Source organism: Roseobacter phycocola (assembly GCF_042055075.2).
GTDB lineage: Bacteria > Pseudomonadota > Alphaproteobacteria > Rhodobacterales > Rhodobacteraceae > Roseobacter.
In genome coordinates, this window is record NZ_CP194010.1 from 1,145,026 (window position 1) to 1,163,769 (window position 18,744).

18 protein-coding genes are annotated in these 18,744 nt (G+C 59.9%); 10 read left to right on the top strand and 8 right to left on the bottom strand.

The window, feature by feature from the left end; genetic code table 11:
* Window positions 1-60 precede the first annotated feature (60 nt).
* From AB4K19_RS05580 to AB4K19_RS05590, 3 genes are all read left to right on the top strand, one after another.
* A complete protein-coding gene (locus tag AB4K19_RS05580) occupies window positions 61-852 on the top strand; it encodes an FAD binding domain-containing protein (protein WP_375227466.1) in 792 nt (263 codons plus the stop codon).
* A gap of 328 nt (window positions 853-1,180) precedes the next feature.
* Window positions 1,181-2,581, top strand: a complete 1,401-nt coding sequence (locus tag AB4K19_RS05585; protein ID WP_436399294.1) for a selenium-binding protein SBP56-related protein — start codon at window positions 1,181-1,183, stop codon at window positions 2,579-2,581.
* 12 nt (window positions 2,582-2,593) lie between these two features.
* Window positions 2,594-3,253: a hypothetical protein gene (locus tag AB4K19_RS05590; RefSeq protein ID WP_436399295.1), complete on the top strand. Its 660-nt coding sequence runs from the start codon at window positions 2,594-2,596 to the stop codon at window positions 3,251-3,253.
* A gap of 71 nt (window positions 3,254-3,324) precedes the next feature.
* Here AB4K19_RS05590 and infC read toward each other — a convergent pair whose 3' ends face one another.
* Window positions 3,325-3,912: a translation initiation factor IF-3 gene (gene infC / locus AB4K19_RS05595; RefSeq protein WP_436399529.1), complete on the bottom strand. Its 588-nt coding sequence runs from the start codon at window positions 3,910-3,912 to the stop codon at window positions 3,325-3,327.
* A gap of 162 nt (window positions 3,913-4,074) precedes the next feature.
* Between infC and AB4K19_RS05600 the strand changes: the two genes are divergently transcribed.
* Window positions 4,075-4,839, top strand: coding sequence for a translation initiation factor 3 (locus AB4K19_RS05600; RefSeq protein WP_375227468.1), 765 nt, complete (start codon window positions 4,075-4,077; stop codon window positions 4,837-4,839).
* Window positions 4,840-4,924: 85 nt separating this feature from the next.
* Here AB4K19_RS05600 and AB4K19_RS05605 read toward each other — a convergent pair whose 3' ends face one another.
* The 6 genes from AB4K19_RS05605 to cysG all read right to left on the bottom strand — a co-directional run bounded on the left by AB4K19_RS05605 (window position 4,925) and on the right by cysG (window position 10,415).
* Window positions 4,925-5,773: a ferredoxin--NADP reductase gene (locus AB4K19_RS05605; RefSeq protein WP_375227469.1), complete on the bottom strand. Its 849-nt coding sequence runs from the start codon at window positions 5,771-5,773 to the stop codon at window positions 4,925-4,927.
* A 72-nt stretch (window positions 5,774-5,845) separates the two neighbouring features.
* Complete coding sequence (locus AB4K19_RS05610) at window positions 5,846-6,274, bottom strand: DUF934 domain-containing protein (RefSeq protein ID WP_375227470.1); 429 nt, start codon at window positions 6,272-6,274, stop codon at window positions 5,846-5,848.
* The gene (locus tag AB4K19_RS05615; protein ID WP_375227471.1) at window positions 6,271-7,041 is read right to left on the bottom strand and encodes a phosphoadenylyl-sulfate reductase; all 771 of its coding nucleotides are present in this window, start codon (window positions 7,039-7,041) and stop codon (window positions 6,271-6,273) included. The genes AB4K19_RS05610 and AB4K19_RS05615 overlap by 4 nt, the downstream gene beginning before the upstream one ends.
* Window positions 7,031-8,695 carry a nitrite/sulfite reductase gene (locus AB4K19_RS05620; protein WP_375227472.1) on the bottom strand — a complete coding sequence of 555 codons (1,665 nt, stop codon included), beginning with the start codon at window positions 8,693-8,695 and terminating at the stop codon, window positions 7,031-7,033. Before AB4K19_RS05620 ends, AB4K19_RS05615 begins: the two co-directional genes overlap by 11 nt.
* A complete protein-coding gene (locus tag AB4K19_RS05625; protein WP_375227473.1) occupies window positions 8,688-8,993 on the bottom strand; it encodes a DUF2849 domain-containing protein in 306 nt (101 codons plus the stop codon). The genes AB4K19_RS05620 and AB4K19_RS05625 overlap by 8 nt, the downstream gene beginning before the upstream one ends.
* On the bottom strand, window positions 8,994-10,415 hold the full coding sequence (gene cysG, locus AB4K19_RS05630) for a siroheme synthase CysG (protein ID WP_436399296.1): 1,422 nt from the start codon (window positions 10,413-10,415) through the stop codon (window positions 8,994-8,996). It lies immediately after the preceding gene.
* A gap of 139 nt (window positions 10,416-10,554) precedes the next feature.
* On the opposite strand from cysG, the gene AB4K19_RS05635 reads away from it, so the two are divergent.
* Window positions 10,555-11,022, top strand: a complete 468-nt coding sequence (locus tag AB4K19_RS05635; RefSeq protein ID WP_436399297.1) for an Lrp/AsnC family transcriptional regulator — start codon at window positions 10,555-10,557, stop codon at window positions 11,020-11,022.
* A gap of 67 nt (window positions 11,023-11,089) precedes the next feature.
* Here AB4K19_RS05635 and AB4K19_RS05640 read toward each other — a convergent pair whose 3' ends face one another.
* The gene (locus tag AB4K19_RS05640) at window positions 11,090-12,274 is read right to left on the bottom strand and encodes a cytochrome P450 (protein WP_375227475.1); all 1,185 of its coding nucleotides are present in this window, start codon (window positions 12,272-12,274) and stop codon (window positions 11,090-11,092) included.
* 60 nt (window positions 12,275-12,334) lie between these two features.
* Between AB4K19_RS05640 and AB4K19_RS05645 the strand changes: the two genes are divergently transcribed.
* The 5 genes from AB4K19_RS05645 (at window position 12,335) to AB4K19_RS05665 (ending at window position 18,691) form a co-directional block, all read left to right on the top strand.
* Window positions 12,335-14,083, top strand: a complete 1,749-nt coding sequence (locus AB4K19_RS05645; RefSeq protein ID WP_375227476.1) for a sensor histidine kinase — start codon at window positions 12,335-12,337, stop codon at window positions 14,081-14,083.
* Entirely contained in the window at window positions 14,080-15,309 is a 1,230-nt protein-coding gene (locus AB4K19_RS05650; protein ID WP_436399298.1) for a sigma-54-dependent transcriptional regulator, read from the top strand. Before AB4K19_RS05645 ends, AB4K19_RS05650 begins: the two co-directional genes overlap by 4 nt.
* A gap of 247 nt (window positions 15,310-15,556) precedes the next feature.
* On the top strand, window positions 15,557-16,558 hold the full coding sequence (locus AB4K19_RS05655) for a DctP family TRAP transporter solute-binding subunit (protein ID WP_375227477.1): 1,002 nt from the start codon (window positions 15,557-15,559) through the stop codon (window positions 16,556-16,558).
* A gap of 69 nt (window positions 16,559-16,627) precedes the next feature.
* On the top strand, window positions 16,628-17,308 hold the full coding sequence (locus tag AB4K19_RS05660) for a TRAP transporter small permease (protein WP_436399299.1): 681 nt from the start codon (window positions 16,628-16,630) through the stop codon (window positions 17,306-17,308).
* A 3-nt stretch (window positions 17,309-17,311) separates the two neighbouring features.
* Window positions 17,312-18,691: a TRAP transporter large permease gene (locus tag AB4K19_RS05665; RefSeq protein WP_375227478.1), complete on the top strand. Its 1,380-nt coding sequence runs from the start codon at window positions 17,312-17,314 to the stop codon at window positions 18,689-18,691.
* The last annotated feature ends 53 nt before the right edge of the window (window positions 18,692-18,744 follow it).

Below are 18,744 nucleotides of genomic sequence, written 5' to 3' on the forward strand. Positions count from 1 at the left end.
CTCCGGGATATTTCTGGCCAGAAGAAACACTGGTTTTCTGGTCTGAGGAAAGGAAAGAAGATGTATAATTTTGATGTAGAACGCCCGGCTTCGGTTGCGGATGCGGCAGCAGCCATGGGCAGGGAAGACGCGCAGGCGCTGGGTGGGGGGCAGACGCTGATCCCCACGCTCAAACAGCGACTTGCAAGCCCTTCTGTTCTGGTGTCGCTGGGCGGTATTGCCGAGATGAAGGGCGTGTGCATGACCGATGACGGCCGGCTGGCCATCGGCGGTGCGACGACCCATGCAACCGTCACAACGAAGGCTGCGGGTCACTATCCGGGGCTTGCCGCCCTGGCCAGCCACATCGGAGATCCGGCGGTGCGTAACCGCGGGACGATTGGCGGCTCGCTTGCCAATAACGATCCGTCAGCCTGTTATCCGGCCGCGGCACTCGGATCGGGGGCGACGATTATCACGAACAGTCGCGAGATTGCAGCTGATGATTATTTCCAGGGGATGTTCACAACAGCACTGGATGAGGGCGAAATCATCACCGAGGTGCGGTTCCCGATACCTTCGGCGTCGAACTACCAGAAGTTCGTACAGCCGGCGTCGCGTTTTGCGCTTGTGGGCGTTTACGTTGCGAAATTTGCAGATGGCGTCCGTGTCGCGGTCACCGGTGCGTCCAACGATGGCGTGTTCCGCTGGTCGGAGGCTGAGGCTGCCCTGTCAGCTGATTTCTCCGCCGGTGCAATTGATGGTCTGTCGCTTTCCGGTGACGACATGATCAGCGATCTGCATGGCACCGGTGATTATCGTGCGCACCTGGTCGGCGTGATGACAAAGCGGGCCGTATCAGCCGCCAGCTGAAAAAGCCCGTCCTGAACAGTTCTGACCCCGCCCATTGTGGCGGGGTTTTCTTTTTCGCAATCTGACAGGCCCGGAATTCTGTTCGGGCTGATGAAGGTTTTTCGGAACCGGCTTCAGAAATTTCTTGATTTGCGGCACTTTTCTCCCAAAGGTTCTGTAGAGGCTGGCGAATGTCAGACAATTGAAGAGTGACGCGGTGGGCGTCATTAAGCGCGGTTTCAAGAAGCGATGCCGCATGAACGTGGGGGGCACATTTACCGGAACCAGAGGCCTTAACGGCCCGCACCAGAGCCCGTCGCACGGGCAAATGATTCATGGGAGGAATTATATGAACCTGAGACCTGATCCGACATTTTATCCGTCGCCGAAACTGGCCATGCAGGCGCCGGTCGAGAATTATGCATTCACGGTGATGCTGAGCCCGGATGGCTCGCAGTCTGACGGCATTGCTGTTGTTGACCTGAAGCCGGGCTCTGACACGTATGGTCAGATCGTGCACCAGGTGATCGTGCCGAACAAAGGCGATGAATTTCATCATTTTGGCTGGAACGCCTGTTCCTCGTCGCTTTCGCCTCTGTCCGGCCATGCATTCCTGGAACGGCGCTATCTGATTGTGCCGGGCATCCGGTCGTCGCGGATTTATGTGATCGACGTTAAGGAGCCGCTGAAAGCGCATATCCACAAGACGATTGAACCCGAAGAGCTCTTTGCAAAAACCGGCTATTCGCGTCCGCATACGATTCACTGCGGCCCCGAAGGCATCTATGTCTCCTGCCTTGGTGGCGGCGGCGCCGATGGCACCGACGGCCCTCCGGGTATCTTCATTATGGACTGCGAAACGTTCGAGATCATCGGCCAGTATGAAATGGATCGCGGCCCTCAGGACAAACACTATGACTTCTGGTGGAACCTGCCCCAGGACTATATGGTCAGTTCTGAATGGGGATTGCCGCCGCAGTTCGAAAATGGCGTTGTGGCCGAGGATCTGTTGTCCAACAAATACGGTCATTCCATCCATTTCTGGGATCTGCGCGCGCGCAAGAATATCCAAACCATTGATCTGGGCGAAAACCACCAGATGGCGCTGGAAATCCGACCCGCACATGACCCAAAAAAATCCTATGGGTTCTGTGGTGTGGTCGTTGACACGACAAATCTGCAGGGATCTATTTTTACCTGGTGGCGCGATGACGACGGCAAATGGCAGGCGAAAAAGACCATTACCATTGATCCGCGTCCTGAGAACCCGGATAACCTGCCGCCACTGCTCAAGGGGTTCGAAGCCGTGCCCCCGCTGGTGACAGATATCGACCTGAGCCTTGATGACAAATACCTATACGTTGCCTGCTGGGGGCTGGGAGAGATGCATCAGTACGATGTGTCCGACCCGATGAACCCTGTACTGGCGGGCAAGGTCGAAGTTGGCGGAATCGCGCGGGCAACGCCGCACCCGAATGGCAAGCCCTTTGTCTACGGGCCGCAGATGGTTGAGATCAGTCGCGATGGCAAGCGCGTGTACTGGACCAATTCGCTCTATTCCACATGGGACGACCAGTTCTATCCGGATGATGAAGGGGGCCAGATGGTGATGGCTGATGTGGGAGAAAACGGGGGTCTGACGCTGAACAAAGACTTCTACATCGACTTCCCCAAAGGCATGCGGTCGCACCAGATCAGGCTTGAAGGGGGCGATTGTTCAACTGACAGCTTCTGTTACCCGTCGGTCTGAGTGTTTGCTGACATGACATCTCTGACGGCCCTCTGGGGGGCCGTCATTTTTTCGGGCATCTATCACGGTGTAAACCCCGGGATGGGCTGGCCTCTGGCTGTTTCAGCGGCCCTGATGGAGCAGAACCCCCGTGCCCTGCCACGCGCGCTCGGCATGCTGGCCGCAGGGCATTTTCTGGCCATGATCGCGATCCTGCTGCCTTTCTCGCTGATGTTCTTCCTTGTGGAGTGGGAGGTCGAGATCCGGGTGGGCGCGGGCATCATCGTGGTAGCGATGGGGATCTACCTGCTGATCAACCAAAGGCATCCAAAAATACTGGCGCGCGTGCATCCCGCCCGCCTGGCGCTCTGGTCGTTTCTGGCGGCCATGGCGCATGGCGCGGGGCTGATGCTTGTCCCGATCTACCTTGGCATTTGTGCGATCGGACCGGATGAAACAGGGCACCTCGCGGCACAGACCCTTATGCAGGGGAATGTCGTGACTGCTTTTTCGGTTGCTGCGGCTCACACGCTGGCCATGACGGTGGCGGGCGGTATCATCGCGGCGGTCATCTACGTCTGGCTGGGGCTGCGGTTTCTGTCGCGCACCTGGCTGAACCTCGATGTGGTCTGGGCGCTCAGCCTGATCCTGGTGGGAGCCTTCGGTATCTGGTCAGCGCTCTATGGTCACTGAACGCGACTCACCCGCAAAGAAAAACGCCCCGTCCGGGGACAGGGCGTTCTGATCACAACGATTGCGAGCGATTATTTGGGCAGCGGCCCGATCAGCATCACCATCTGCCGGCCTTCCATCTTGGGAAAGTTTTCGACACGGCCAGCGTCTTTGGTGTCTTCGGCGACCCGCTCCAGCAGTTCCCGGCCGAGATTCTGGTGCGCCATCTCGCGCCCACGGAACCGCAGCGTGACCTTTACCTTGTCCCCGTTCTCCAGGAACTTGAAGACATTGCGCATTTTGACATCGTAGTCGTTCGTATCCGTATTCGGGCGGAACTTGACTTCTTTGATCTCAATTATCTTCTGCTTTTTGCGCGCTTCGCTCTCACGTTTCTGCTGTTCATATTTGAACTTGCCGAAATCCATGATTTTGCAGACGGGCGGATTGGCGTTTGGCGAGATTTCTACGAGGTCGAGCCCCGCATCATCGGCCATATCCATGGCCCGGGAAGGGGTAACGACCCCAACATTTTCACCATCTGCGCCAATCAGGCGGATTTCAGGAGCACGGATCTTGTCGTTTACGCGCGGGCCGGTGTCCCGTTGCGGCGGCGCGTTGTGTGGTCTGCGAGCGATGATGTCAGTCCTTTGATTGTTCGCGAATATGCGAAGGCAAATTAAACGCCTGGAGGGCGCACTTCAAGCGGCAAATTGGGCCGATATGCGCCGAAACGCACGGATTTCCCCCTTGTTGCTGGCTGGCCGATCTCTCAACTGTCAGGTCAGGAACAATCAGAGCCGGGCCGCGTTGGTCCGGCAGAGTTACGAGGGAGCAAAGCTATGAGAAATGTAATCTGGATCATTGTTGCCGCCGCAATTGCAGCTGGCGGGTGGTATCTTTACAGCGGGCAGACGCCGCAGGAGGTCGTGGACACGGCCACTGAAGAAGCTGCACCGGTTGCCGAAGAAGTGACCGAAGAAGCTGCCGAAGCAACAGAGGACACAGCCGAAGCTGCCGGGGAAGCCGCAGATGCCGTGACTGAGGCTGTTGAGGCTGCCACAGATGCAGCAGGGGATGCTGTTGACGCGGCGACCGACGCCGCTGAAAACGCGGCCGACGCTGCAGCGGATGCCGCTTCAGATGCGGTTGAGGCTGCTGATGAGGCAGTGGACAATGCGATCGATGCCGCAACGGATGCAGCACAAGCTGCAGTGGGTGCTGCGACAGATGCAGCAGGTGATGTTGCGGAAGGTGCCGCATCGCTGGTTGATCAGGCTGGTGATGCCGCCTCTGAGGCTGCAGACGCCGTCACAGATGCTGTGACGCCGACAACCGAAGACGCTGTGGCCGACACGCAGGAGGCTGTTGAGGAACTGGCAGACTCTGCAACTGAGGGCACAGAGACACCCGCAGCGGACGCACCTGATGCCAGCCTGCTGACGCCCGAAGGGTTCAATTTTGAGCGGGTTCAGGAAATGATCGAAAACTCCGACCTTGCTGCAACCCAGAAAGCGCTGCTGAGCAACGCGGTCAAACAGGCGCAGGACAGCCCCGAACTGCTGCAGGCGACGCTGGAACAGCTGCGGTCCGCACTGGGCATGTAACCCACGGTGGACGGATAGCCGGAAAACGAAAAGCGCGCTGCGGTCCCCCACAGCGCGCTTTTTTTTAAGTGCCGTTTGATCGGTATCAGCCGACGAAGGCCTTCTCGACCACATAGTGTTTGGGGTCGGAGTTGGCGCCTTCTTCAAGGCCAAAACCTTCAAGGATCTCTTTCAGGTCGTTGTTCAGACCCAGTGACCCACAGACCATCGCGCGGTCTGTCTCCGCAGAAATCCCGTCGATCCCAAGTTCTGCGAACACCGTGCCATCTTTCAGAAGGTTGGTGATACGGCCCATTCTGGGGCTCTCCTCGCGGGTCGTGGTCGGGTAATATGTCAGCTTGGCCAGGTTCTCTTCGCCCAGCAGCTCCAGCATCATTTCATCCTTGCGCAGGTTCTCGATCAGCTCGCGCCCGTAATCCAGCTCCGCCACGTCGCGGCAGGTGTGGGTGATGATGATCTGGTCGTAATCCTCATAGGTCTGCGGATCGCGCAGCAGCGACGCAAAGGGCGCAAAGCCTGTCCCGGTCGCAAAGAACCACAGCCGCTTGCCGGGCAGCAGTGCGTCATGCACCAGGGTGCCGACCGGTTTGGGGCGCAGAATGATCTCGTCACCCGGCTGGATGTGCTGCAGTTTTGATGTCAGCGGTCCGTCCTGCACTTTGATCGAATAGAACTCCAGTTCCTCATCCCAGGACGGTGACGCGATGGAATAGGCGCGCAGCAGTGGTTTCTGCTTGCCGGTTTCGGGGTGCGGGTCGCCCATCAGGCCGATCATCACAAATTCGCCCGACCGGAACCGCAGCGATGCGGGGCGGGTCACGCGGAATGAAAACAGACGATCCGTCCAGTGTTTTACGGACGTCACTGTCTGCGCATCGGGAAGGGTGGGAACTTTAACGGCGGTAGCTTCGGTCACAGGTGTCTGCTCGGTCATGAATGTGTCAACGCAGGCTTACACCTGCGCGCTCCTTATAGAAAGTATTTTCGGGGTTGGGGAAGGCGGCAATCAGCCGCGCGGGGCAGGGGCCGATCCTGTACCGCGCAGACGCGCCTGATAGTGATGCGCCTGCCAGTTGGCGCGGAAGAGCCACTGGTCCTCCGGTTGTCGCGCGGCAAGTTCATCAGAAATCTCGACTTCGTCAAAACCGGACCGGCGGGCCATGGCATACTGGTCTGCCAGCACATGACCCTTTGCCCGCAGCCGGCCCTGGTAGCCGCGCAGACGCAACGCACGCGCAATGGTAAAACCGCGCCCGTCGGCAGACGACGGGAAATCAACGCGGATCATCTTCAGCCCGTCACACAGAGGAATGTCCGCGGGATCAGTGTCAGAGGGCACATCCAGCGCATCGGCATCATTCGCGGCACCCAGTGCCACAAAACCTTCGTTCCAGTCGTCCGCAGCAAAGCCGCTGTCCTGAACCAGTGTTGTCATGTCTCATCTCCTTGGCGGACCACTTTGCCGTTGGCGAAATGGATGCCGCATTCGTCTTTGTCGGTGTTGCGCCAGCGCCCGGCGCGGGGATCTTCGCCCGGGGCGACCGGCGTGGTGCAGGGGGCACAGCCGATCGAAGGGTAATTCTGTACAACCAGCGGGTGCCGGGGCAGGCGGTGTTCTGTGATGTATGCCTGCACATCCGCGCGGGACCACCGGGACAGCGGGTTGACCTTGATACGGTCCGTGCCGGGTTCGGCCTCGAAAAACTCCAGTGCGGCACGCTTCCCGTTCTGGAACCGCTTGCGCCCTGTGATCCAGCCGTTGCTGCCTGCCAGAGCCGCCTGCAGCGGTTCTGTTTTGCGCAACGAGCAGCAGGCATCCGGGTCGGTCCGGTGCAGCAGGCCGTCCGGGTCGCGCTGTGCCGCATCGGCGCTGCGCAGGATACGCAGGTTGCGCAGGCCCAGCGTGGTTGCGATGTCCTGCTGATAGGTGAGCGTTTCCTCAAACAGCATTTCGGTGTCGATGAAAATCACCGGAATGTCCCTGTCTGCTTCCGCGGCCAGGTGCAGCAGAGCGACCGATTCCGCACCAAAGCTGGAGACCAGACGCAAGGGCGTAATCGCGGACAGAGCCGTCCGGATTACGTCGCGGGCGCATTTGCCCGCGACCTGCGCGTTCAGATCAGCAACCAGGCCTGCCAGCGCGTCAGAGACCGGAGCCTCCGACTGCGCCCCGGCGACAGAAGGGTGAAGATCAAGCGGCATTGGCCTGTGTCTCCGGGTAAAGGGCTGCCTTGAAGGGCGCGAGGCCAAGCCGGCGATAGGTCTGCAGGAAAGTTTCGCCGGGCTCATCGCGCAGATCCAGATAGGCGAGAACCAGACGTTCAATGGCCGGAATGATCTCTTCCGCAGAGAAACCGGGGCCTGCACGTTCGCCGATGCTCGCATCTTCCGAGCCGTCACCGCCCAGCGTGATCTGGTAGTTTTCCACGCCCGCGCGGTCGAGACCAAGGATGCCGATGTGACCAACATGGTGGTGACCACAGGCGTTGATGCAGCCCGAGATTTTGATTTTGAGCGGGCCCACGTCGTGTTCCAGCTTCAGCTCGTCAAACCGTGTCGCAATTTCCTGAGCGATCGGAATGGAACGGGCCGTGGCCAACGCGCAGTAATCCATTCCGGGGCACGCGATGATGTCCGAGATCAGGCCGATGTTTGCGGTGCCAAGGCCGGCCTCTTTCAGGCGCGCATGGATCGCCGGCAGATCGGATTTATGCACGTGGGGCAGGATTACGTTCTGTTCGTGGCTGATGCGCAGTTCATCATGACCATATTCGCGGGCCAGTTCCGCCATCACACGCATCTGCTCAGATGTCGCGTCACCGGGCGTTTTGCCATGTGCCTTGAGGCTGATCGAGACGATGGCATAGCCGGGCGCGCGGTGGTCGTTCAGGTTCGTATCCGCCCAGGCGCGGAACACCGGATCGTTAGTGTAGGCGCTCTCAAAGGCGGCGAGTGACGTTTCGCGGAACTTTGGGGCTGCAAAGTCGCTCTCGATGGCGGCCAGCATCTGCTGATCCACGCCGGTAAAGAGCGGGCGCACCAGTGCAAAGCGTTCCTCGACCCGCGCACGGATGTCATCAAGGCCGTTTTCATGCACGGTGATCTTGATACGCGCTTTGTATTTGTTGTCGCGGCGGCCCAGCACATTGTAGACGCTGACGATGGATTCCAGGTAGGGCAGGAGGTCTTCCTGCGGCAGGAATTCACGAAGCACCTTGCCTATCATCGGGGTGCGACCCAGACCGCCACCGACGATGACCTCGAACCCTGCCTCGCCGTCGCGCTCGACCATGCGCAGGCCGATGTCATGCGCCTTGGTCACCGCGCGGTCTGTGGGCGAGCCTGTCACGGCCACCTTGAACTTGCGCGGCAGGAACTGGAATTCCGGGTGATCCGTGGACCACTGGCGGATCAGTTCAGCCACCGGGCGCGGGTCTGCGATCTCGTCGGCAGAGGCCCCGGCGAAATGGTCCGCCGTCACGTTGCGGATGGTGTTGCCGGAGGTCTGGATGGCGTGCATCTGCACCTCTGCCAGTGCGTCGAGCATATCCGGGACATCGCGCAGTTCCGGCCAGTTATACTGGATGTTCTGGCGCGTCGTGAAGTGGCCGTAGCCTTTGTCCCAGCGGTCGGCAATGTCTGCCAGTTTATGCATCTGACGGCTGTTCAGCGTGCCGTAAGGGATCGCCACCCGCAGCATATAGGCATGCAGCTGCAGATAGAGGCCGTTCATCAGCCGCAGCGGCTTGAATTCATCCTCGGTCAGCGAGCCGTCAATGCGGCGCTCAACCTGCGAGCGGAACTGAGCATTGCGCTCCTGGATAAAGGCGGCGTCGAAATCGGTATAATTATACATGGGCCTGAGCCTCCTGTTTGCCGTGCGCGTAGTTGGAAGGGCCGGTGGCGCGGAAATCTTCGCGGAAATGGGTAGGTTTCGGCGTGTCGCCTGAGGCATCCACATCCGCCAGATAGACACCAACCACACGGTCGGTCTGCTGGCTGGCATCGATAAGGCGCAGATCCGCGTCGGCCTCATCTGTAAGTACTTCGGCTTCAGCCAGGAGCCGGGTCCAGCCGCCTGCTGTCTGATAGATCACATCGCCTTTGAGAAGATCATTGGCGGTAACAACTTTGGGGGTGAATGCGCGGGCCATTTAAAGCGCCTCCTGCGTTCTGATGGAGTGTTCGGGGAGAGTGTCAACAAGGCGGCGGCGTGCTGCTGCAGCCTCGCGCGGGGCAAGACCGTAGAAAGTGAGCGCCGGTCCGTCCATTTTCGCGGCCTCCAGTGCTGCGGGCAGGGCGTCGAGTGTGGTTTCCAGCACGCGCTGCGCCGGCCTGGAGGCGTTTTCGATGATGGTCACGGGCGTGTGACGATCCGCACCATGCATGATCAGACGGCCCTGGATGAACCGTGCGGACTTTTTGCCCATATAAATGGCGGCCACTTCGCCCGGGCGGGCCAGGGTGTTCCAGTCGTGATCGGCAAATCCGCGGGTGTCGTGACCGGTCAGGAAGCGCACCGAGGAATTGCGGCCGCGCTTTGTCAGGCTCTGCCCGATTTCAGCAACAGCGGCGGAGGCGGACGTGATACCTGGCACGATATCCCAGGTGATGTCATGCGCGTCCACTGCGTCGATCTCTTCGTCGAGCCGGCCAAAGACGGTGGCATCGCCGGATTTCAGGCGCACCACTTGTGCTCCCTGTCTAGCGTGCTCCACGATCAGGTCGTTGATGTCTTCCTGCTTCATGGACGGGCCAAAGCCCTCTTTTCCCGCGTCGATCATAACGGCCTCGCGGCGGGCCAGTTCAAGCACGGGCTGGCTGATCAGACGGTCGTGGATCACCACGTCGGCTTCGTCCAGAACGCGGCGCGCTTTCATAGTCAGCAGGTCGGGATCGCCCGGACCCGCGCCAACAAAATGCACTTGACCGGCGCGGGCTTCACGGTTCAGGTGATCGGCCAGCAGGCTGTCGAGCCCTTCGCGCACTTTGTACTCGCCGCCACTGATCGCTGCCGGGCCCGCATTGAAGTAGTAATCGCGCCAGAAATCACGGCGGGCACGCCCGAATGGCAATGCTTCGGCCATCTTTCGGAAACCTTTGCCGATGCGCGCGAGCGGACCGAGGGCCGCCGGCAGGCGTTCCTCAAGTTCCGCTTTGATCGCACGGGCCAGTACCGGAGCGGCGCCCTCAGTACCGATGGCGATTGTCACGGGGTCGCGGTCAACAATGGCGGGGGTGATAAACTCGCTGTCCTGCAGATTGTCGACGACATTGATCAATGCGCCATCAGCCCGGGCGATTTCGACGGTGCGCGCGTCTTCGGTCTCATCTTCATCAGCAGCATAAAATAGTGCGGCACAAAGTGTATCGCCAGGCGCCATTGCGCGCCGGACCAGCCGCAGCTTTCCCTGTTCGGCCCAGTCTTCGATCTCACGCGCAGGTGCCGGGCTGAAGACAGTAACATGTCCCGTGGACTTCATCAGAAGCCGCAGTTTTGCCAGAGCGGCGTCACCGCCACCGGACAACACAATGCGCCGGCCTTCGACACGCAGAAAGATGGGGAAATGATCCATTGGTCGTCTTTCTCTGATTTCTTGGTCTCAATATAGGAAATATTCCCGGTATTTTGCCATATGCGGCGGTTGAAAAGGACGAATGTTCTGATTTATAAGCCAGGGAGAACAAATACCCGTATTCAGAGGAGATGGTGGAATGGCAGTTCGGATGGATGACACAGACAGGAAAATCCTCGCAGAGCTGCAACGCGATGCAGGCCAGTCTCTGGACGAAATTGCGGCAAAAACAGGTTCTTCCAAGACGCCGGTCTGGAACAGGATTCGGAAAATGCGCGATGCTGGCATCATCGGACAGCAAACCTTTGTGCTGGATGCGGAGGCGCTCGGGTTTGAGGCCTGCTTCTTTGTTCTGATCCGCACATCCGAGCATGAAGCGGACTGGCAGGCCCGTTTCCTGCAGGCACTGCGCGACAGACCGGAAGTGCAGGAAGCACACCGGCTGGCAGGCGATATCGACTATATTCTGAAAGTAAGGGTAAAGAACGCGCGCGCTTACGATGCGTTCTATCAGGCGCTGATCTCAGAAGTGCGGGTGCACAATGTGACGGCGCTGCTGTCAATGGAAGAGATCAAATCCACCACAATGCTGCCTCTGGACAGCTGATCCGAAGGCGCGGCTGCGCCGCATTCTTTTCGGTGGTCCGCATGCATGTGCATGCGGCGGGGCGGCGTCATGCCGTGACCATCAGCCGGGTCAGCCCATGAAAATGGTACATGTCCGCATACTCCGGGGGTGCTGCCAGTGTTAGGTCCGGATACCGGCGGAACAGGTGCTGCAGTCCCATCTGCAGTTCGAGACGCGCCAGTGGGGCACCGACGCAGAAATGCAGCCCGCCCCCGAAAGCCGAATGTGTCTGTGTCTCACGGAACGGATCAAAGGTGTCTGGCTCCTGCCACCGTGACGGATCCCGACCGGCACTGCCCAGCATCAGGGCCACCTGCTGCCCCTTCTGCAGAATATGGTCGCCAACTCTGATGTCTTCATAGGCGTAGCGAGTGAACATATGCAGCGGCGGATCGAACCGCAGCACTTCTTCGACCGTGCCGGCGATCCGGTCATCGGTGAAGGCGCCGGGACCTGTGCCATTTTCCAGCAGGCATTTTACCGCGTTACCCATTGTGTGCACGGTCGCCTCATGCCCGGCATTCAACAGGAGAACACAGGTGCCGATCATCTCGTCGCGAGTCAGACGATCGCCGTCTTCTTCTGCGGCGATCAGTTCGGTGATCAGGTCGTCATCGGGTGATGAGCGACGGCGCTCGATATACGCTGACAGAAACGCAGAGAATTCTGTCGCGGCAGTGTTCGCGGCCGTCTCGGTGGAGCGGTCCCGGCCGGCCTGGTACATCGCGACCATGGTGTTGGACCAGCGCAGCAGGTCCTGCGACATCTCTTCGGGCACACCCAGCAGACGGGCAATGATCCGGACGGGCAGTTCGGTGCAGAAGGCAGGAATCAGATCGAAGGCCCCGGTTTGCGGGAAACGGTCCAGCAGGTCGGCACAGATTTCGTCAATGTCAGGGGCCAGCGCCCGGATGCGGCGCGACGTGAAGGCGCGCAGCACCAGGCCGCGCAACCGCGTGTGGCGCGGCGGTTCCAGATCCAGCATGGAATGGCGCTCAACGGCATCAAAATCCGCCAGATGTTCAGGAACCGGCTGCACCTGGTCGGCCGGGCAGGCGCGCCCCAGCCTGCGGTCGCGGAGTAGAGCGCTGACCGTGTCTGCGTCAAACACAGCCATCATGCCGTAGTCATCCCAGTACCGGACCGGATCACCGGCCAGCACCTCAGCGTAAAGGGCATAGGGGTTCTGTACAAAGGCGGGGTCAACCGGGGACTGGTGCAGTGTTTTCATCGTGGCAGATAAAGCCTCTGTGCACTGGCCAAGGCAAGAGGCGCTTTGTAGTCTGCCGGCATGAAACGGCCATTTCTGCACCGGATTGCCTTGATCGGCGTCTTCCTGATCGCCGTCGCCGCGCTGTCAGCGGGGGTCTGGCGGTATGGCTATCTGCAGGCACTCGATCAGCTCGCGCGCCAGGGGCGCGCTGACCTGGCACTGGCCAGCGACCGTCTCGTCGGACAGCTTCAGCGGTACCGTGAGCTGGCTGTGTTGCTTGCAGATCATCCGGTGATGGAGGCCCTGGCCCGCGGTGAGGATCAGGCGTCAGCCTCCGAACTGTTTCTCAGTGTGGCCGACAAGACGGCGGCGCTCGATGTGATGTATGTTGATGCGGCCGGGCTTGTGGGTGCGGCTGCACATATCGCGCCGGGCGCCGATCTGAGCGGTGCATCCTATATCCGCAGGTCCCAGCAGGGCGCGCTGGGGTGGGGGCACGGCATCGGGTCGCCGCTGCAGGCCCGCGCCTATTATTATGCAGCACCGGCTTTCGGTGCGGACGGGCGGGTGACCGGCAGCGTTGTTGTGGCGGTCAGCATTTCTTCGATTGAGGATGCATGGCGGGGTGGGTTCCGCTCGGTTTTCTTTACGGATGACGCAGGCGCTGTCTTTGTGACCAACCGTACCGATCTGGTGGGCTGGACAAGGTCACCGGACGGTGCGGGTATTCAACCGGATGACGGACGGACGCTGGCGTTTGACAGCTATGAAACCGGTGGGCACGAGGTCTGGCAGGTGGGCTGGGGCCCGTATCTGCCGGAAAACGCGCTGCACCTGACCAAGCAGCTTCCGGTGATCGGACTGACCGGAGAAGTGCTGATTGATGTAACACCGGCGCGACGGCTGGCGGCATTGCAGGCGGCGGCACTGGCGGCCCTCTGTCTCGCATTCGGTGCCCTGCTTTTTCTGGCGACGGAACGCCGCCGGACCCTCGCCGTGGCGAATATGGCGCTTGAAGAGCGCGTGGCGCGGCGTACGGCAGCCCTGTCGGAGACCAATGCAGCGCTGCGTGCCGAAGCGGCGGATCGCGAAGAAGCGCAGACAGCCCTGGCACGGGCGCAGGAGGATCTGGCCCGTGCCAGCCGTCTCAGCGCGTTGGGGCAGATGAGCGCGGGGATCAGCCATGAGCTGAACCAGCCGCTGATGGCCATCCGGTCTTTTGCGGAAAATGCGGTGCAGTTCATGGACCGCGACCAGCCGGAACGGGCGGCGGAGAACCTGACGCGCATCTCTGATATGACACGGCGCATGGGCCGGATTATCAAAAACCTCAGGTCTTTTTCGAGGCAGCAAACCGAACCGGTGACACGCGTGGATGTGGTTGCTGCGCTCGATACCGCGCTGGAAATGACCGGCCCGCGGCTTCGGGATCTGCAGACCCGGGTCAGTTTTGATCGCCCCGACGCGCCGGTCTGGGCTCAGGGTGGCGAGGTGCGCCTGGTGCAGGTTTTTGTAAACCTGCTGACGAACGCACTGGATGCAATGAAGGACGCCGGGAGTCGCGCGCTTGAGATCGCGATTGAACAGGGAGCAATGCTTCAGATTTCCGTCCGTGATTTCGGACCCGGCATTGCCGAGCCGGAGAAGGTTTTCGATCCGTTCTATTCGACCAAGGAAGTCGGGGCGTCAGAGGGAATGGGACTCGGTCTGTCCATTTCTTATGGGATTATCCAGAGTTTCGGCGGCGACATCCGTGTAGAGAACTGTGACCCCGGCGCCAGATTTGTCGTAGGCATCCGCCCCTGGGAAGCGCAGGAGGCAGCATGAAGCAGGTATTGCTGGTGGATGATGACGCGCCGGTGCGCGATGCGCTGGCACAGACGCTGGAGCTGGCAGATCTGCAACCGGTGACAGCAGGGTCTTTCGTGGCTGCGCGCGATCACATTACCCGCGGGTTTGAAGGGGTTGTCCTGTCTGATCTGCGGATGCCGGGGCGCGACGGGTTCCACCTGCTGGCCTATGCCCGTGAGCAGGACCCGGAACTGCCGGTTATTCTGCTGACAGGTGAGGGTGATATTCCCACTGCGATGAAGGCTGTCGAGCGGGGCGCTTTTGACTTTCTGGAAAAACCCTGCGCGCCTGCTGATCTGCTCGCTGTGCTGGAGCGGGCACTGAAAACGCGCCAGCTGGTGCTGGACAACCGCCACCTGCGCGCGCTGGTGGCCACCGGTGATCCCGCAGCGCGGATGCTTTTTGGCACGTCGCAGCTTGCTGAAGGTCTGCGGGGGCGGGCACGCCGTGTGGCACTTGCGGAGACCGAAGTTCTGGTCACGGGTGCACCTGGCACGGGCATTTCCAAGGTCGCAGAGGTGATCCATCTGTGTTCGGCACGCTCCAAAGCGCCCTTTGTCAAACGGGCGGGAGCAGCGCTGAGCGCCGATGAGCTGCCTAATGTGCTTGAGGCGGCACGAACGGGCAGTCTGTTTGTCGACGAGATCACGCTGATGCCGGCGCAGACGCAGCTGGCGCTGGTTGAACTGCTGGACGCCGGGGTGTCCACGCGTGTTATCGCAGGCTCTCACAGGGATCTGCAGGAAAGTGTGGCTGCGGGTCAGCTTAACTCTGAACTGTACTATCGGTTCGAGGGGGCCACAGTGCGGATCCCTTCGCTGTCAGAACGCCCCGAAGACATCCCGGTTCTCTTCCAGCACTATGTGGCTCAGGCCTGTGAGCAGGCAGGTCTGGAAGAGCCTGAAATCACACCCCAGATCGTCGCCGGACTGATGGCGCGCGACTGGCCCGGAAATGCCCGGGCGCTGATGTCCGAAGCGATGCGGTTTGCCCTCGGACTGGCCGCTGAGGAAAAGAATGACACATCGCTGGGGCTGGCTGAACAGATGGCGCAGGTCGAACAGAGCCTGCTGGAACAGGCGCTGCGCAGAACAGGCGGCCAGGCCAGCCGGGCAGCCGAGGCGCTGAAACTGCCGCGCAAAACTTTCTATGACAAACTGGCCCGTTACGGGATTCGCGCAGAAGATTACCGCGCCGACTAGTGTGCGAAAATCCGCACACTGCGCAAAATGGCCGTGCGGAAATTCGCACATAGGTGTTTCCGGAAGCGTTTCGGACGCCTTATTCAGTGCGGTTAAGCGTCAGAAATAATTATATAAAAACGATGAGGTCCCGCCCGTCAACACAGCGCTTGCAGCACCAGGGTTAACACTGTTTGATATCGGCAGCGCACCGCGAACCGGTGCCTGATCAACGTCTGAAACAGACAGACTTCCTGGGAGGAAACCAATGAGAATGATCACAGCAGCGCTCACCGCGCTGACACTGAGCGTAAGCGCATCCGCTGTTGCGGCGGCCTGTGACGATGGCGAAGTTGTCATCAAATTCAGCCACGTGACAAACACCGACCGCCACCCCAAAGGCATCGCGGCAACTCTGCTGCAGGAACGTGTGAACGAAGAAATGAACGGCAAAGCCTGTATGGAGGTTTTCCCGAACTCGACACTCTATAATGATGACCAGGTGCTCGAAGCGCTGCTGCAGGGCGATGTGCAGATGGCCGCACCATCGCTGTCAAAATTCGAGCAGTTCACCAAAGTCTTCCGCATCTTTGACCTGCCATTCATGTTCAAGAACATCGACGCTGTTGATGCATTCCAGAACTCTGACACAGGTCAGGCGATGAAAGAATCCATGACGCGCCGTGGTCTGATCGGTCTCGCGTTCTGGCACAATGGCATGAAGCAGATGTCAGCCAATGTACCGCTGAACAGCCCCTCTGATGCAGATGGTCTGAAGTTCCGCGTGCAGAACTCCGACGTGCTCAAGGCGCAGATGGCTGCTCTGGGTGGCTCACCCCAGCCGATGGCGTTTTCTGAAGTGTACGGCGCGCTGCAGACCGGCGTTGTCGACGGCCAGGAGAACACATGGTCCAACATCTACGGCCAGAAGTTCTTTGAAGTGCAAGACGGCATCACTGAAACCAACCACGGCATCATCGACTACATGGTTGTGACCTCCACGGACTGGTGGGACAGCCTTGATGGCGACGTGCGGGATCAGCTGGCAACCATCGTGGCCGAAGTGACGGAAACGCGGAACGCAGAATCCACAGCTGTGAACAACGAAGCCAAAGCGGCCATCATCGAGGCGGGCGGCGTCGTGCGCCAGCTGGATGATGCACAGCGTGCCGAATGGGTCGCCACCATGAAGCCAGTGTGGGACCAGTTCAAGGATGACGTTGGTCAGGAAAACATCGACGCAGCCCAGGCGATCAACGCCGGGTTCTGAGACCGCTGACAGGCGACAGCCCGGTCCCGCCTGTGCGGGGCCGGGTTTTTTGAAAGGAGGAGGGGGCCGATGGCGCATTCATACGAAGCAGAGACGCTGCTGGGACGGATCGTCAATGAGATCGAGGAAACCGCAATTGCAGTGATCCTCGGGCTGATGACGATACTGACATTCATCAATGTTGTCCTGCGCTATGGGTTCAATACGGGCATCATCTGGGGGCTTGAGGCCGTGACATTCCTGTTTGCCTGGCTGGTGCTCTTTGGCGTGAGCTATTGCGTCAAGGTCACGGCGCATCTCGGTGTGGACGCGGTGATCAACCTCTTCTCACCCCCCGTGCGCCGCGTTCTGGCACTGGTCGCAGCAGCGGTGTGCCTCTCTTATGCGGCACTGGTGTTTAAAGGCGCCTGGGACTACTGGGCCCCCTTTGCGGGATTTGATGCAACGTCAGGCCGCTGGTTCCCCACAGGCTTTGAGAACAGCCGGGACCAGGCCTGGTACGAAGTTGTGGATATGCCGATGCCTGAGTGGCTGCGCTGGATCGAACCCATTTTCAACATGGGCGAGGAATACGAGAAAATTCCGCGGTTCATCCCCTACGCCATGCTGCCCTTTGGCATGGCACTGCTGCTCTTCCGTTTCATTCAGGCGACGGTTTGTGTCTGGAACGGCACTCAGACCAGCCTGATTGTCAGCCACGAGGCCGAAGACGAGGTTGAGGCTGTCAAACACATGAACGCAGGGAAGTAAGCCATGGAAGTTGCAATTCTTTTCGCCATGGTCGTTGGGTTGATGCTGGTCGGCGTGCCGATCGCCGTGAGCCTTGGCATGTCCTCCATTGTCTTCCTTCTGGTGCTCAGTGACACCTCGCTGGCGTCTATTGCGCAGACGCTGTTCCAGGCAATGGCAGGTCACTATACGCTGCTGGCGATCCCGTTCTTCATCCTGGCGTCCTCCTTTATGTCGACCGGCGGTGTGGCCCGGCGGATCATCCGGTTCTCCATCGCACTTGTGGGTCACCTGCCGGGCGGACTGGCCATTGCGGGCGTTTTTGCCTGTATGCTCTTTGCAGCGCTTTCCGGGTCATCACCAGCCACGGTTGTGGCGATTGGTTCCATCGTGATCGCAGGTATGCGCCAGGTCGGCTACACCAAAGACTTCGCGGCGGGCGTCATTGCTAACGCGGGCACCCTGGGCATTCTGATCCCGCCGTCCATCGTGATGGTCGTTTATGCCTCCGCCACGGATGTTTCGGTGGGGCGCATGTTCCTGGCGGGCGTCATTCCCGGGCTGATGGCGGGGACCATGCTGATGGTTACCATCTACATCATCGCCAAGATGCGGGACCTGCCACGGGGCGAATGGCGCGGCTGGAGTGAAGTGTTCGAGAGCGGGCGGGAAGCCGGCTGGGGCCTCTTCCTGATCGTGATCATTCTGGGTGGCATCTACGGCGGTATTTTCACGCCAACTGAGGCGGCGGCGGTGGCTGCGGTTTACGCCTTCTTTATCGCCTGTTTTGTCTATCGGGACATGGGGCCGCTGCACACGGAAGGGGACGACACCCGGAACCTGTCGCTGCTGCAGAAACCAGTGGCGCTTGTGACGGCATTTTTCCACCGCGATACAAAGAACACGCTATTTGAAGCGGGCAAGCTTACCGTCACGCTGATGTTCATCATCGCAAATGCGCTGATCCTGAAACACGTGCTGACAGATGAGCAGATACCACAGCAGATTGCAGCGGCGATGCTGGATGCCGGTTTCGGACCGGTTGTCTTTCTGATCATCGTGAACGTGATCCTGCTGATCGGCGGGCAGTTTATGGAGCCGTCAGGGTTGCTCGTGATTGTGGCACCGCTCGTGTTTCCCATCGCGATCGAGCTTGGGATTGATCCCATCCATCTTGGCATCATCATGGTCGTCAATATGGAGATCGGAATGATCACGCCTCCGGTGGGTCTGAACCTCTTTGTGACCTCAGGCGTGGCCAATATGCCGATGTGGGCGGTGGTGAAGGCAGCTTTGCCCTTTACTGCTGTGCTGTTCGTGTTCCTGATCATGGTGACCTACATTCCCATCATCAGTACATGGTTGCCGACGACCGTTATGGGGCCGGAGATCATCGTGAAATAGCCGGGCGGGGGCTCTGCCCCCGCGCGTGCCGCGCTCCCCCGGGATACTTGCCG